Source organism: Pseudomonas sp. W5-01 (assembly GCF_046540435.1).
GTDB classification, from domain to species: Bacteria; Pseudomonadota; Gammaproteobacteria; order Pseudomonadales; family Pseudomonadaceae; genus Aquipseudomonas; species Aquipseudomonas graminis_B.
The window spans coordinates 129,909-144,974 of the sequence record NZ_JAXCIP010000008.1; the positions used below are offsets into that span (position 1 = coordinate 129,909).

Genomic DNA, 15,066 nt, shown 5'->3' on the forward strand with positions numbered 1-15,066 from the left:
GTAATCACTTCATCAAATGCAAGCTACAGCGGGTAACACATGAAGGCTGACACGAGCGAGCTGCAGCGGGCGGCGGAGAAGACCGTGACCCTGAACGTCAACGGTCAGGCCACACGCGTCACGGCAATGCCTGACACGCCGCTGTTACTGATCCTGCGCAATGACCTGCACCTCAATGGGCCCAAATACGGCTGCGGCCTGGGCGAGTGCGGCGCCTGCACGGTGATCATCGACGGCGTCGCCGCACGTTCCTGTGTGTTTCCGCTGGCGGGCGCACAAGGGCGTGAGATCACCACGCTGGAAGGCATCGGCTCGCGAAACCGCCCCCACCCGGTGCAGCAAGCCTTCATCGACGAACAGGCCGCGCAATGCGGCTACTGCATGAACGGCATGATCATGACCGCCAAAGCCTTGCTCGACCGCAACCCGCACCCCACCGAAGCGCAGATCCGCAACGAACTGTCGGCCAACCTGTGCCGCTGCGGCACGCACCTGGAAATCCTCCGCGCGGTCATGCGTGCCGCGCGTCATCAGCCCAGCCCGGATCCCGTCCAATGACCCAGAATTTGCCCACGCGCGATGAATTGCTCGCCCAAAACGGCGTGCTGTTGATCGTCGACGACATCCTGCCGCCGTCCGGTCCGGTGGCCAAAGGCGGCATGCCCACGGTCCGGCCCATGGAGCTGGGGCTGTTCATCGCCATCGATCAGAACAGCCGCGTCTACGCTTTCAACGGCCACGTCGACCTCGGCACCGGCATCCGCACCTCGCTGACACAGATCGTCGCCGAAGAGCTGGACCTGCAGATGGATCAGGTGACGATGATTCTGGGGGACACCGAGCGTGCGCCGAATCAGGGCGCGACCATCGCCAGCGCCACGCTGCAGATATCGGCCATCCCCCTGCGCAATGCCGCCGCTGAGGCGCGGCGCTATCTGCTGCAACAGGCCGCGCAGCGCTGGGCGGTCGCTGTGGATTCGTTGGTGATTGAAAGCGGGGCGATCAAGTCGCAGGACGGGCGCGAGCTGACCTTTGGCCAACTGCTGGTCGATCAGCGTGTCGAACTGCGCATCTCCGGCAATGCGCCACTCAAGCGGCTGGAGGACTACAAGCTGGTGGGGCAGGGCGCCGCCCGTGTGGACATTCCGGGCAAGGCCACTGGCGAATTGACCTACGTGCACGACATGCGTTTGCCGGACATGCTCCATGGCCGCGTCGTACGTCCGCCCTACGCCGGTTACGACACCGGCGAATTCGTCGGCACCAGCCTGCTGGACGTCGACGAATCTTCGATCGCGCACATTCCCGGCATCGTCCGCGTGGTGGTCATTCGCGACTTCGTCGGCATCGTGGCGATGCGTGAAGAGCAGGCGGCCAAGGCGGCGCGCGAGCTCAAGGTCACCTGGAAGCCGTGGCAGCATCAGTCGCCGGACATGAGCAACATCGAGCAAGCGATTCGCGACAACCCGAGCATTGAGCGGGTGGTGCTCGATCAGGGCAATGTCGAAGAGGCGTTGGCTCAGGCCAGCGAGCGGATGACGCGAACCTATCTGTGGCCCTATCAGATTCACGGCTCCATCGGACCTTCGTGCGGGCTGGCGGACTACAGCGAAGATGGCATTCGGGTCTGGTCCGGCACGCAGAACCCTCACATGCTGCGCGCCGATCTGGCCTGGCTGCTGGAATACCCGGAAGAGCGCATCGACATCATCCGCATGGAAGCGGCGGGCTGTTACGGGCGCAACTGCGCTGACGACGTTTGCGCCGACGCGGTGCTGCTGTCCCGCGCCGTGGGCCGGCCGGTGCGCGTGCAACTGACCCGTGAGCAGGAACATGCCTGGGAGCCGAAAGGCACCGCTCAATTGATGGAAGTCGACGGCGGGCTGAACGCCGACGGCGGCATCGCCGGTTACGACTTCAGCACCCGCTACCCGTCGAACAACTCGCCGACTCTGGCCCTGCTGCTGACCGGGCGCGTGGAACCGGTGGCGACGATGTTCGAAATGGGCGATCGCACCTCGATCCCGCCCTACGACATCGAGCACATGCGCGTCACCATTCACGACATGGCGCCGATTATGCGGGCCTCGTGGATGCGCGGCGTGTCGGCGCTTCCCAATACCTTTGCACACGAGTCCTACATCGACGAGTTGGCGTTCGCCGCCGGCGTGGACCCCATCGAGTACCGGCTTCGTTATCTGCACGACGAGCGTGCCGCCGAACTGGTTCGTGCCACCGCCGCCCGGGCCGACTGGGCGCCGCGCACCCAACCGATGCAGATCCCGGAAGAAGACGGCGTCTTGCGCGGGCGCGGTTTTGCCTACGCGCGCTACATCCACAGCAAGTTTCCCGGCTTCGGCGCGGCCTGGGCGGCATGGGTCGCGGACGTGGCGATCGACAAGCACACCGGCGATGTGTCGGTGACCCGCGTGGTGCTCGGCCACGACGCCGGCATGATGGTCAACCCCGCGGGCGTGCAGCACCAGATTCACGGCAACGTCATTCAGTCCACCAGCCGCGTGCTCAAGGAACGGGTGACGTTCGAGGAGTCCACGGTGGCGAGCAAGGAGTGGGGCGGCTACCCGATTCTGACGTTCCCGGAAGTGCCGAAGGTCGACGTCATGATGATGCCGCGCCAGGCCGAGCCGCCCATGGGCGCCGGGGAGTCAGCGTCGGTGCCGAGCGCGGCGGCCATTGCCAATGCCGTGTATGACGCGACCGGGATTCGCTTTCGCGAGCTGCCGATCACGGCGGAACGCATTCTTTCCGCGCTGAACAGCGCAGGCACGCAGGCCAATAGCCAACCCCCGCAATCGCCGAAAGCCAAACGTTCGAAATGGCTGTTCGGTTCGTTGTTCGCAGCGTTCGGTGCGCTGCTGGGCATGGCCGCGACCGCATTACCCTGGCGTGGGGAAATCGCGCCGATCACGCCGCCTTCATCGGGCACCTGGTCGTCGGCGACCCTGGAGCGCGGGCGTTTGCTGGCAGCGGTCGGCGATTGCGCGGTCTGCCACACCGCCCCGAATGGCGCCAGCAATGCCGGCGGGCTGGCGATGCAGACGCCTTTCGGCACTTTATACAGCAGCAACATCACCCCGGACCCGGAGACCGGCATCGGCAACTGGTCCTATCCGGCGTTCGAAAGGGCGATGCGTGACGGCATTAGTCGCGGTGGCAAACACCTTTATCCGGCGTTTCCCTACACGGCTTTCAGAAATATCGAAGACGCCGACATGCAGGCGCTGTACGCGTACCTGATGTCGCAGACACCGGTGAAACAGGTACAGCCCGCCAATGACATGCGCTTCCCCTTCAATGTGCGACCGTTGATGGCCGGTTGGAATGCCTTGTACCTGCGCAAAGGCGAGGTGCAGACGCAGCCCCAGCAAAGCGCGCAGTGGAATCGCGGTCAGTATCTGGTCAATGGATTGGGCCATTGCGCAGCGTGTCATTCACCCCGGGATCTGCTGGGAGCGGAGAAGGGCGGCACGTCGTTTCTTGCGGGCGGCACGGTGGACGGCTGGGAAGCGCCGGCGCTCAACAGCCTGTCGAAAGCGCCGACGCCGTGGACCGAGGATCAGTTGTTCAACTACCTGAGCAGCGGGTATTCCGATGCCCACGGTGTGGCCGCTGGGCCGATGGGGCCGGTGGTCTCGGAACTGGCGAAACTGCCGAAGAGCGATGTGCGGGCGATTGCGGTGTATCTGGCGGCGTTGAATGAGCTGGCGTCCGGCAGCGCTGATGCCCGTCCGGCGACGGCGACTCGTCTGGCAGAGATGCCCGCCGCTTCGCCCCAGTCGTTGAGCAATGGCCAGCGGGTGTTCGAAGGCTCGTGCCAGGGGTGTCATGCCGACGGTCTGGGGCCGAAGCTGTTTGGCGTGAGCCCTTCGCTGGCAACCAACACCAACGTTCACAGCGCGCTGCCGGACAATCTGATCAAGGTGATTCAGCAGGGAATAGACAAACCGGCGACGGCAGATCTGGGCTACATGCCGGGCTTCAAGGACAGCCTGTCCGACACCCAGATCAGCGACCTGGCGGCGTACCTGCGCAGCCGATTTGCGCCGAATGAGCCGCAGTGGACGGGGTTGTCAGAGAAGGTGGCGCATTTGAAAGCCAATCCCGGAACGCACTGATTGGGTAAGCCTGAGGGATTTACTTACTCTTCAGGGACTGCGCTGGACCTGTGCTGAATAAAGTCCGTGTGGGAGTGAGCTTGCTCACGAAGACTGCATTTCGACCGCTAAATATCTGGCGGATGTACTGGCTTTTGTGGGAGTGAGCTTGCTCACGAAGACTGCATTTCGACCGCTAAATATCTGGCGGATGTACTGACCCCTGTGGGAGTGAGCTTGCTCACGAAGACTGCATTTCAATCGCTAAATATCTGGCGGATGTACTGGCCCCTGTGGGAGTGAGCTTGCTCACGAAAGCGGTATCTCAGCCACAGAATATTCAGCGGATGTACCGGCGCCTTCGCGAGCAAGCTCGCTCCCACAGACTGCATTTCAACCGCTAAATATCTGGCGGATGTACTGGCCCCTGTGGGAGTGAGCTTGCTCACGAAGACTGCATTTCAACCGCTAAATATCTGGCGGATGTACTGGCCCCTGTGGGAGTGAGCTTGCTCACGAAGACTGCATTTCGACCGCTAAATATCTGGCGGATGTACTGGCCTCTTCGCGAGCAAGCTCGCTCCCACAATTCAGATGTGTGGCGTCTGAGCGGCCTTTGCCACCCCGCGCATCACCAGGTCCTGAATAAACGCCAACCAGTCCGTGCGCTCTCCTTCCGCGGCCATGTCCTGACCCAGGAACGAGCTGAGGGTGTGCAGGTTGGAGTTATAGAAGTAGCACAGCGACGCGATCATCAAATACACGTGCTTGATGTCGAGGTCCTGCCGAAACAGCCCCTGCGCCTGACCGGCATCAATGATCGGTCTGAGCACGCCGACGGCTTCGCCTGACAGGCGTCGCAGCTCGCCGGACTGGCGCGCGTGCTTGCCTTTGTGCAGGTTCTCGATGCTGAGGATGGCAACGAATTCCGGGTGGCTGACGTAATAGTCCCAGACGAAGGCCACCAACTGGCGCAGCGTCTCCACCGGCGTCGACGGGTCCAGTGACAGCAGGCTTTCGGCGCGGTTGAACTGCTCGTAGGTGTGCTCAAGCACCTTGACGAACAGCTTCTCCTTGCTGCCGAAATAGTAATAAATCATCCGGTCGTTGGACTCGGCTTCGGCGGAGATCTTCTCGATGCGCCCGCCGGAATAGCCGTCGCGGGTGAACACCGTGATCGCCGCCTGGAGAATGCGCGCCCGGGTCTGATCGGCCTGTTGCGCACGCACGCCGGCGCTTTTGCCCATGGGCTTACAGAATCCGGTAGAGCAGGCGCTCGACGCGGACCCGGCTGACACGGCGCAGGAAGGTGCGCACGCCGACCGGGTATTCGCTCAGCGTATCGAGCTCGTCGAACTTGCCGACCCGATGGGTATCGCGCATCAGCAGCGCGATCTCTTGCGCGCGTGGCTTCAGCCATTCGCCCTTGGGGTCATCGATCAGCACGGCGTTTTCCAGGTCCAGCTGAAAGGCCCGCGGGTTCAGGTTATTCCCGGTCAGCAGGGTATAACGGTCGTCCGACCACAGACCCTTGAGGTGATAGGTGTTGTCGCCGTCTTTCCACAAATGAATATTCAACTGGTGCTTGGCGATCGCCGTCTGATGCTTCTGCATGAAGCGACGCAGGCTGATCTCGTACAGATACGGCAGCGCGGAGATCACCTTGAACGGCTCCTCCGGCGAAATGAAAAAGTCGTTGGCGGTCTTGTCGCCGATGATGATGTCGACCTTCACGCCTCGCTTCAGCGCGCGGTTGATCTCGCGCTTCACCACCAGCGGCATGTTGAAGTACGGCGTGCACAGCGTCAGTTGCTCGTTCGTCGCGGCGATCAGGTCGCAGAGGGTTTTGCTCAGCGGGTTCTTGTTGCCGATGCCCAGCAGCGGAATGACCCGGAACCCACCGTTGTCTCGCACGCCGTCGTTGACGTCATAGCTGGCGCGCTTGAGGTGCTGACGGAACTGACGAATCTCCCCGCGCAGGCTGCGTGAGCTGGGCGGCGAGGGCAGGTCGAGGCGATGCACCGCGTCAGACGGCAGAATATACTGCTGCACCAAGCGCTGGAACGAGTCCGCCAGGCCTTTGCTGTCGATCAGGTGATAGCGATCGAGCCGGTATTTGCCGAGCTTGTGCAGATAGACGTTATTGATGCTGGCGCCGCTGTAAATCACACAGTCGTCGATGACGCAGCCCTTGAGGTGCAGCACGCCGAACAGCTCGCGGGTTTGCACCGGCACGCCATACACCGGCACTTCCTGGTCGTGTTCCAGGTTCTGCGCCTGATACCACGCCGAGTTCCCGGCCTGTTTGCCGGCGCCGATCAGGCCGCGTTGTGCGCGGAACCAGTCGACCAGCACCACGACGTCCAGCGCCGGCCGCGCAGCCTTGGCGGCATACAACGCATCGAGAATTTCCTGGCCGGCTTCATCTTGCTGCAAGTACAGGGCAACGATGTAAATCCGCCGGGTGGCGGCGGCAATCTTTGCCAGCAGCGTCTGCCGGTAATCGGCGGCACTCGGCAGAATCGTGATCGCCGTGCCGGAGGATTCAAAACCGCACAGCGCTGCAAGGGTAGAACGTCGGAAGGGAGCCCGCATAAGCCTCTCGATGGGTCGGATCAACAGCGCACGAGCTTACACCAGAGTGCGCCCTCTGGTGGTTTTGGCAGCGTTATCCGTGAGTTGTTCAGCGGATTATCAGTGACGGCTCACCCCTTGAGGTCTCGCCTTAACCTCATACCTTCAAAACCAGCTTGCCACTGTTTTCGCCCTTGAACAGCATCTGCAGGGTTTCGGGGAAAGTTTCCAGGCCTTCGACGATGTGCTCTTTGCTCTTCAGCTTGCCCTGGGCCAGCCAGCCGGCCATTTCCATCCCGGCTTTGGCGAAGTGTTCCGCATGGTCCATGACCACGAAACCTTCCATGCGTGCGCGGTTGACCAGCAGCGACAGGTAGTTGGCCGGGCCTTTGACGGCTTCTTTGTTGTTGTACTGGCTGATGGCGCCGCAGATCACCACCCGCGCCTTCAACGCCAGGCGCGTCAGGACCGCATCGAGGATGTCGCCGCCGACGTTGTCGAAATACACGTCCACGCCCTTGGGGCATTCGCGTTTCAGGGCGGCGTGGATGTCCTCGTTCTTATAATCGATGGCGCCGTCGAAGCCGAACTCATCCATCAGCGTTTGGCACTTTTCCTTGCCGCCGGCGATGCCGATGACCCGGCAGCCTTTGATTTTGGCGATCTGACCGGCAATGCTGCCCACCGCACCGGCCGCGCCGGAAATCACCACGGTGTCACCGGCCTTGGGCTGGCCGACTTCGAGCAGGGCGAAATACGCCGACATGCCGGTCATGCCCAGCGCCGCCAGGTACACCGGCAACGGCACGAGCTTGGGATCGACCTTGTTGAAGCCCTTGGGCTCGCCGACGAAATAATCCTGCACCCCCAGCACGCCCTGAACGTAATCGCCCACCGCGAATTTCGGGTGCTGCGACTCGATCACCTTGCCCGCACCCAACGCGCGCATCACCGCTCCCAGCTCGACCGGTGCGATGTACGACTTGCCCTCGTTCATCCAGCCGCGCATGGCCGGGTCCAGGGACAGGTATTCACTTTTCACCATGATCTGTCCCGGGGCGAGCTCCGCAACGGGCACGGTCTGGAAGGTGAAATCCTCCCGGCTGGCAGCACCCACCGGGCGGCGTGCGAGGAGGAATTGGCGGTTGTTCAAGGCAGTCATGACAGGCTCTCGTTTGCGGTGGCTGAAGGTTTACGGATCGCAGCATTGATAGACCGTAACGGTCCGGACAGCAAGGAATGCCACTGTACCGAATGCCCGCCGATCCATGCTGCTGATGGCGCACTTCGCGGATCATCATCGCCACCAATGGCCCGGCAACCGGCCTCCTGATAGTGCTGACGCCGATTGTGTCGCGACCGCTAAGCTGCGGCTCACCACGGCATGTGCCGAGCCTCCTATTAATACGTACAAAAAAAGGACGATCCCATGAGCATGACGTTTTCCGGCCAGGTTGCGTTGGTCACCGGCGCCGCTGCAGGCATTGGCCGAGCGACCGCGCTGGCGTTCGCCGAACACGGCCTGAAAGTGCTGGTGGTGGATCTGGACAGCGCGGGCGGCGAGGGCACGGCCCAGTTGATTCGGCAGGCGGGAGGCGAAGCGCTGTTTCTGCCGTGTGACGTGACCAAGGACGCCCAGGTGCAGCAGATGATGGCCCAGGCCGTGGACGCTTACGGCCGTGTCGATTACGCCTTCAACAACGCCGGCATCGAAATCGAGAAGGGCCGCCTCGCCGAAGGCAGTGAAGCCGAGTTCGACGCGATCATGGGCGTCAACGTCAAAGGCGTCTGGCTGTGCATGAAACACCAGTTGCCGCTGATGCTGGCCCAGGGCGGCGGGGCAATCGTCAACACCGCATCGGTCGCCGGACTGGGCGCGGCGCCCAAGATGAGCATCTACAGCGCGTCCAAGCACGCGGTAATCGGCCTGACCAAGTCGGCCGCCATCGAGTACGCCAAGAAACACATCCGGGTCAACGCCGTGTGCCCGGCGGTGATCGACACCGACATGTTCCGCCGCGCCCACGAAGCCGACCCGCGCAAGGCCGAATTCGCCGCGACCATGCACCCGGTCGGCCGCATCGGCAAAGTCGAAGAAATCGCCGCCGCCGTGCTCTACCTGTGCAGCGACGGCGCCGCGTTCACCACCGGTCACTCGCTGGCAGTGGACGGGGGCGTCACGGCGTTCTGATCGATCAGACCCTTTCAGCAAAAAAGCACACTGGCGCTCCCTGCGAGGTATTCAGCTAAGCTCCACGGGCTGTCCACCCTCAGGGAACGTCGATGGATCATTTGTGGTTCGCCTATCCGCTGATCAGCGCTGCCGTGCTGCTGGTCATCGACCTCACGCTCTGGCAGTGGCTGCACCCGCGCTGGCTGCGGCGCAAGCTTGTGTGCCGCCTTGTGCTGTTCGTGCTGTTCAGCATGGCGCTGCTCGATGGCGGGCTCAGTCCGCTGTATCCGGTGCCCGCCGACTGGTCCGTTCCCCGCCATGTGCTGGCCACCATTCTGACCATCGCCTGGTGGCTGTTTGGCGCGCGGACCCTGACGGTGCTCGCGGTCGTGGTCATGGAGCCACGGATCGGCGGCAAGGGTCATCTGCTGCAAGACGTCATGGGCGCGATCATCTTCCTCGTCGCATCAGTGGCGGCGGCCGGCTACGTGCTCGACCTGCCGGTCAAAGGCCTGCTGGCCACCTCCGGCGCCGTGGCGATCATCTTCGGCCTCGCTGTGCAAAGCACCCTGGGTGATGTGTTCTCCGGCATCGTCCTCAACGCGACCAAGCCGTTTCGGGTGGACGACTGGATTCGCGTCGATGACATCGAAGGCAAGGTCATCGAAATCGATTGGCGCTCCACCCACCTGCTGACCGCCGAAGGCAGCATGGCCGTGATCCCCAACGCCATGGCCGCCAAGACCCGCATCGTCAACTTCAGCCGACCGGACCATTTCCACTCCGTCACCCTGTCCATCGAGCAGTCCATCCGTCTCCGCCCCAGCCTGGTGCTGGACTCCCTGGAGAAAGCGCTGCTCGGTTGCCGTGAATTACTCGCCCAGCCCGCGCCATCGGCAGTGGTGGTCAAATCCGGCCTGCGCATCGTCGAGTATGAAGTCACCGGCTACGTGAAGTCCCGGGACCGGCGTTCAGCAGTGCGCAATCAACTGTTCGACCTCATTCACCGGCAGCTCGCGTCCACCGAAACCCGCCAGGACCAGCAACGCCCCGCAACGCGACAGTCTGCCGTGCTCAACACCGTCAATGCGCTGCGCATGCTCAGCGACGCCGACCGTGCGCAGCTGGAACAGCACATGCGCCTCGGCGCTTATCCGGCGAAAGACATCGTGCCGGCCGAGGGCGTGGTGCCTGATGCGCTGTTCATTATTGAGTCCGGGGTAGTGTCGGCTTCGCTGCAACGGCCGGATGGCTGGCTGGAGGTAGGGCGCATGGGGCCGGGTGAGCTGCTGGGTGAGACGGGTTTCCTGGACGCGACCCCGACGGTGGCGCGTTTTTGCGCGTACACCGACTGCATGATTTACCGGATTGACAGAGCGGATCTGGAGCCGTGGTTGGCGGAGCATCCGGAATTGATTGGGGCGTTGGCGGGGTTGGCGAAGTTTCGGGCGAAGGCGCGGGCGGCGATGTTGGAGGCTAAGCCTGTGGTGGCTGATGCCAATGGGTTTCTGGGTTGGTTGCGTAAGAATGTCAGGCGGTTTGAGGTGACGCGGGGGCAGGGGGCTGATGATAGAAAAGCAGGGAAGAATGGCTGATAAGCCTGCTGGTTGCTGAGAAGTAACACTGTCGCGGTCAATCGGCGTTTGGCGAAAGCCACTCGATGAAGTCGCCAAACGAGGCTGACGGTGGATCTGGAATCACAAGACCTGCTACACGTTATCGATGCCCAAGGTGATTTCACCGAGTATTCGCACAAGGGGATAAGGGCTCTGGGCAAGCTGGCGTTTGCGCTCAAGTACCTTCATTGTCCGTAGCTGACTCTGTTGAGGGAACTGATGGTATCTGGGGTGGCGCAGGCCGTTAAATGGGTAAAACGAGGCACCTATATTGGGACAGCGCTTGATGTAGGCGCCACCGCACTGGCAATTCGAAATGCTTGCGCGGTGGGACGCGAGGAGCAGTGTACAAGAGCAAAATATGTTGAAAGCAGCTCTCTCCTTGGAAGTTTAGCAGGAGCTGGTTTCATGGGATATGTGGGCGGTTTTGCTGCAGGAGCTGCTTGCGTAATCATTGGTGTTCCCACTGGCGGAATGGGTACACTCGCGTGCGGAGTTGTCGGAGGGGCATTAGGAGGAATGGGCGGTGGAGCCTTAGGTGGAGCGGGCGGCGAAGCATTTGGTGATGTTTTATACGGTAAATTCGGAAAATGAATAGCATTCAGATTGGCTTGGCTAACGGGATCGTATTGTTGCTTTTGTCGTTAGTGTGTTTTTCAATAGCGTCTATTGCCCATAAGTATATTGACGCTATCGAGAGTCGTCTGACCAACTGCTCTTATGTGAGTGATACGCGAAAAGTGTGGGGTAATGCTGGTTTGATTGGAAAAGTCATGAGGGGTGGAGTTATTGCTGCCGTAGTAATGATGCCAAAGATCCATGCTAAACGAGGTTTGGTCGATGCTGGAGAGGTTGGACGCCTCCCTAGTTACTATAAAAAACTTCTGGTTGTTCCCATCGCTTTGGGTTCTGTATTGATTCTTTGTCTCATCGCTCTTAATCTAGCGTCGCGTCTGATCAGTCAATAATTATGCCTCCCCACTAGCCACATTTGCGCGCGCCGGGAACTGTCGCAGCGTGGAACCCCGCGTTGCGACCATTGGCCATTCGCGATGTTGTAAAGGGGAACGGATTTATTTGCTGGGTGAAGTAAATCCGTCTCATATTGAGGGATCGAAAGCGATCTCTCACCAGCAGTTGCTTCGATCCGATCACTGAGGCGAAACAAAGACCAATTTTGAGTCTCGCCAACCTAATGATGTCTTCGTGTGGCAGCCAGATCACTTTCGGGAACCTTCGATCCACCAGCTTTCGTCCTGGCTACAGGCAGCTTCGGATCGAAATCTACCAGCGGCGAATGACGCCCGCCGCCGCAGCGCTTAGGCACTCTGCGTAGGACTCGCCCACTGCCCAATAAAGTCGCCAATTCTCCGCTCGATGTCACTCTCAACTGTCCGCAGCCGAAGAATCGGAATACCAATTCTGGCCAAAATCTCATTTTTCATGGCGTCCCGAGCTGCCTGGACGGGTTGGTCGTGGTAACCCCCATCAACCTCAATTACTCCTATCGGTTTCTTGCCTACTTTGAAATAGATCACGAAATCGCAACTGGCGCGCCTCATGAACGCCCGCTGGCGCTCCGTCCAGTCGAGGCTACCCGGCGATGCAAGCTGATCCAGCTGGATCTGGGTGTGATATTTCAGTGCCTGATAGGGCGGGGCTGACAGCGCCTCGCGCAGTAACTGAGCAATGATCTGCTCGGACTTGTAGCGCGAATCCTCAGCCCTAAGGCGGGCGTCCAGGCGGGCGAGCGACTGGTCGTACTCGCGGTACAGCAAGTCGAATGCCGATACCACGGGCGCGCGCACGATATGCTCGCCTTGCGCGTAATAGCTGATGTAGCGGATCAGCGCAGCGATGTGGCCATTGTTGTCAGTAAATACCTCATCGCCGGTCACCAGGGTGAAGCGATGTTTGGCCCGCGAAACTGCCACGTTGATCATGCGTGGATCGTCGACGAAATCCAGGCGTTTTTGCATTTGGTTGTAGCGCTTCTTGTCTAGGACGGTAGAGAAGACAATTTCGTCGCATTCGCGGCCCTGAAACTTGTGCACGGTGTCCTTCACGAAATCCGTCGGTAAGTGCGTGCCGGAAAGGCTGACCTGCGCCCGAAACGGAGCGATGTACCCGCGGCCTTCGCTGTCCACTCCGACGGGCTCCCCCTCGTCCTCAAGCACCTTCAGCAGAGAGTCCAATTCCCGAAGGTTGGTGTTAGTCCTGGCGTGGTTACCCTTGGCTGTAACTACCAGGCGCAGGGGATCTTCGCCCTTGTCTTGTGTCATTGGCACTAGCGCGTTGTCGTAGAACTGCTGGTTGCAGAACTGAATGATCCTGGGGTGGCAGCGGTAATGTTCTTTCAGCAGAGTTCTGGGCAGCGCGTCCTGGAACACGGCAATGCACGAATCCAGCAAGCTGTAGCGCTCGCAATCGTAGACATCGGCGGGCGCTTGAAGCCCGAGTGACACAGGTATATGCGGCAACTGTCGGTTGTCTCCAACAACGATCAGATTCTTTGCGCAGCCTAGCGGCAGGATGCCTGGCACGATGTCTTGCAAAGAAGCTTCGTCAATGATCACGTAGTCGAGAACTGCTCCCGGCGCGATGGAGTTCACGATCGAGTGCGTGCCGCTGCCAAGGATAGGGAAGCGCTTCACAAAGACGTCGAAATGCTTGCAGTAAGTTTTGGCATCAAAGCTATCCGACGGCGGCACCTGAAGTTGCAGATGCTGCTTCAGATGGTGCATGGACGCTGATGTAAGTTCGTTCAGCAAGGCTGTGAAGTTCGCACGTGCCAACGATTCACGGCACGCCCGGAGCTCCGCTTCCTTGTGCCGAAGCGACTCATCGTAGTAATGCATCTGCAATGCTTGGAAAACAGCCATGCGCGCTTCGCTATTGGCGAATGGCTTGGTGCGAAAGATTCTAAATTTGAACAGCAGCTCGACTCGGTCTTTGAGATGAATGCGCTGTTCGCCGAGGTAAGCCAGGTAGGCCATGAGGTCAGTAGTCTTGCGCGGTGTCAGGCCGTACTTGTCGAGAGAGCCTGTGAGCCGCACATCGCTTTCTGCTTGCCACTGCTGCAAGTGGCGTCGCTCAATGACCAGCTCGTCCAGCTCAATTTGCAGTTGTGCCGCCCTGTTGTGCTCTTGCAGGTGCTGCTTCAAGCGGGTCAGCAACGCTTGGATATCCTCCAGGGACGGCGCAGGCTCGTGCGCGCATGTTGGCCAAGCAGGCAGGTCAGCGAAGAAGGCCTCACGTTTTTTCTGGTTCCCGAGTTGGGCGACCAAGTGGCCCAGGCCGTACTTCTCCAGCTTTTCATAGACGTTTTCTACGGCAGCATTGTTGTTCGACAGCACTGCTACCGTCTGCCCACGTAACAAAATATTGGCCAGGATATTGAGGATTGTCTGGGTCTTGCCGGTCCCTGGCGGGCCCTCGATCACGCTCACTTGCGCGCTGAACGCTCGCTCGACCGCCTGAAGCTGACTCTCGTTAAGCCCGAACGGGTAAATAAGCCCTTGACCCGGCGTCAGCGTGCCGTTGCGGCCCGTACAATAGGCATCCAACGCCGTACCGGCGATGGCGGGAAGTTTGTTTAGCTGGCGCACCACATTGTCGGCAATGTCGCGATCAGTCTTGGACTCAGCCTGATCCCGCCGGGCATTCGCAACGACGGTGATATAGCGGAAGACCGGCGTTTCCTTCATCGCTGTCGGCGCGGTCAAACCGATGCTGTCCATCTTGTAGACATAAGGCTTTTTGACGCCCGGGTAGTGCACTACGGCGTATCGCTCGTCGTAAATCGTAGCCTTGGCAATGGGCGTAGCTATCATGCTGCCGGGCTTTTGCAGCAATACGTTGGTCAAGTCGCGGCTGGGCGAAACTTGGCAATTACTGAGCGGGCGGGTGTATTTTTTTTTGGAAGGAAAGTGACAGGTCAGTTCCAGGGCTTCGTACTGGTCGCTCCAGCGAATCGTCCAATCGCTGATCTTTCCGGTCTTGTCCTCACCATCCATCTTTATCGAAGCCATCTTCCCTGTCCCTATGCGCATGACGTCCGGCTTGCTTTGCGCCGAACGTTACCTTTCTCCTAAGGGGGTCATAGTGCCATCGTTGCATCCAAGGTCGATAGCCGGTTCATGCGTTTATTCATCTTGCGTATTCCGACCTGGCTAGAAACCTATTGCCTGCGACAGCTGTCGACCTACAGCTGCCTGTTGCGAAGTGCGGGAACCAGCCAGAAGCGATCTGTCGCGAATACTCGGTCTTTGGGATGGTGGGCGATGCGAGCAGCAGTTGCGGTTCGCCGCTGATACCAAACATTGTGGTGCTGGATGGCTGCGGTAGGCCGCCGTGAATTTGCCACAGCAACGGCGCGGCGACGGCGAGTCAGGACAAACCGAAATCAATGCTCACCGATAAGGTTAAGCGATATACCCGCTGAGGGACGGAACATGACCCTGATTACTAAACTTCAATCAATGTTGGCGAGTGCTGTAGGTCTCAGCACTTGGGTATCGTGGCCGGCTACAGCATTGTATGGGAGCTGTTTGCACTGCTGCGGCAGCTTCGAGGTTAATCATCGCCT

The 15,066-nt window shown here is 60.3% G+C and carries 10 protein-coding genes; 6 read left to right on the plus strand and 4 right to left on the minus strand.

Going from position 1 to position 15,066, the window contains the following annotated elements; genetic code table 11:
• Positions 1-39: 39 nt before the first annotated feature.
• Both SLW75_RS22830 and SLW75_RS22835 read left to right on the plus strand, forming a co-directional pair.
• Positions 40-558: a (2Fe-2S)-binding protein gene (locus tag SLW75_RS22830; RefSeq protein WP_369319426.1), complete on the plus strand. Its 519-nt coding sequence runs from the start codon at positions 40-42 to the stop codon at positions 556-558.
• Positions 555-4,136 carry a molybdopterin cofactor-binding domain-containing protein gene (locus SLW75_RS22835; RefSeq protein ID WP_410935520.1) on the plus strand — a complete coding sequence of 1,194 codons (3,582 nt, stop codon included), beginning with the start codon at positions 555-557 and terminating at the stop codon, positions 4,134-4,136. The genes SLW75_RS22830 and SLW75_RS22835 overlap by 4 nt, the downstream gene beginning before the upstream one ends.
• A gap of 569 nt (positions 4,137-4,705) precedes the next feature.
• Here the strand turns inward: SLW75_RS22835 and SLW75_RS22840 are convergent.
• From SLW75_RS22840 to SLW75_RS22850, 3 genes are all read right to left on the minus strand, one after another.
• Positions 4,706-5,362, minus strand: coding sequence for a TetR family transcriptional regulator (locus tag SLW75_RS22840; RefSeq protein WP_410935521.1), 657 nt, complete (start codon positions 5,360-5,362; stop codon positions 4,706-4,708).
• Between the two features lie 4 nt (positions 5,363-5,366).
• Positions 5,367-6,710, minus strand: coding sequence for a CDP-diacylglycerol--serine O-phosphatidyltransferase (gene pssA / locus SLW75_RS22845; RefSeq protein WP_410935522.1), 1,344 nt, complete (start codon positions 6,708-6,710; stop codon positions 5,367-5,369).
• Between the two features lie 136 nt (positions 6,711-6,846).
• Positions 6,847-7,851 carry an NADP-dependent oxidoreductase gene (locus tag SLW75_RS22850; RefSeq protein WP_410935523.1) on the minus strand — a complete coding sequence of 335 codons (1,005 nt, stop codon included), beginning with the start codon at positions 7,849-7,851 and terminating at the stop codon, positions 6,847-6,849.
• 267 nt (positions 7,852-8,118) lie between these two features.
• Here SLW75_RS22850 and SLW75_RS22855 point away from each other — a divergent pair, with 267 nt between their 5' ends.
• From SLW75_RS22855 to SLW75_RS22870, 4 genes are all read left to right on the plus strand, one after another.
• Positions 8,119-8,880 (plus strand): SDR family oxidoreductase, encoded by a 762-nt coding sequence (locus SLW75_RS22855; protein ID WP_065989312.1) that lies wholly within the window; start codon positions 8,119-8,121, stop codon positions 8,878-8,880.
• A 92-nt stretch (positions 8,881-8,972) separates the two neighbouring features.
• Entirely contained in the window at positions 8,973-10,457 is a 1,485-nt protein-coding gene (locus tag SLW75_RS22860) for a mechanosensitive ion channel domain-containing protein (RefSeq protein ID WP_410935524.1), read from the plus strand.
• Positions 10,458-10,685: 228 nt separating this feature from the next.
• On the plus strand, positions 10,686-11,072 hold the full coding sequence (locus tag SLW75_RS22865; protein WP_410935525.1) for a hypothetical protein: 387 nt from the start codon (positions 10,686-10,688) through the stop codon (positions 11,070-11,072).
• Complete coding sequence (locus tag SLW75_RS22870) at positions 11,069-11,446, plus strand: hypothetical protein (RefSeq protein WP_410935526.1); 378 nt, start codon at positions 11,069-11,071, stop codon at positions 11,444-11,446. The genes SLW75_RS22865 and SLW75_RS22870 overlap by 4 nt, the downstream gene beginning before the upstream one ends.
• Positions 11,447-11,797: 351 nt before the next feature.
• On the opposite strand, the gene SLW75_RS22875 is transcribed toward SLW75_RS22870, so the two are convergent.
• Positions 11,798-14,509, minus strand: coding sequence for an AAA domain-containing protein (locus SLW75_RS22875; RefSeq protein ID WP_410935527.1), 2,712 nt, complete (start codon positions 14,507-14,509; stop codon positions 11,798-11,800).
• Between the last annotated feature and the right edge of the window lie 557 nt (positions 14,510-15,066).

Coding starts and splice junctions, on each gene's coding strand:
- SLW75_RS22830 (WP_369319426.1), top strand. CDS start 40: ATGAAGGCTGACACGAGCGAGCTGCAGCGGGCGGCGGAGAAGACCGTG.
- SLW75_RS22835 (WP_410935520.1), top strand. CDS start 555: ATGACCCAGAATTTGCCCACGCGCGATGAATTGCTCGCCCAAAACGGC.
- SLW75_RS22840 (WP_410935521.1), bottom strand. CDS start 5,362: ATGGGCAAAAGCGCCGGCGTGCGTGCGCAACAGGCCGATCAGACCCGG.
- pssA (WP_410935522.1), bottom strand. CDS start 6,710: ATGCGGGCTCCCTTCCGACGTTCTACCCTTGCAGCGCTGTGCGGTTTT.
- SLW75_RS22850 (WP_410935523.1), bottom strand. CDS start 7,851: ATGACTGCCTTGAACAACCGCCAATTCCTCCTCGCACGCCGCCCGGTG.
- SLW75_RS22855 (WP_065989312.1), top strand. CDS start 8,119: ATGAGCATGACGTTTTCCGGCCAGGTTGCGTTGGTCACCGGCGCCGCT.
- SLW75_RS22860 (WP_410935524.1), top strand. CDS start 8,973: ATGGATCATTTGTGGTTCGCCTATCCGCTGATCAGCGCTGCCGTGCTG.
- SLW75_RS22870 (WP_410935526.1), top strand. CDS start 11,069: ATGAATAGCATTCAGATTGGCTTGGCTAACGGGATCGTATTGTTGCTT.
- SLW75_RS22875 (WP_410935527.1), bottom strand. CDS start 14,509: ATGGCTTCGATAAAGATGGATGGTGAGGACAAGACCGGAAAGATCAGC.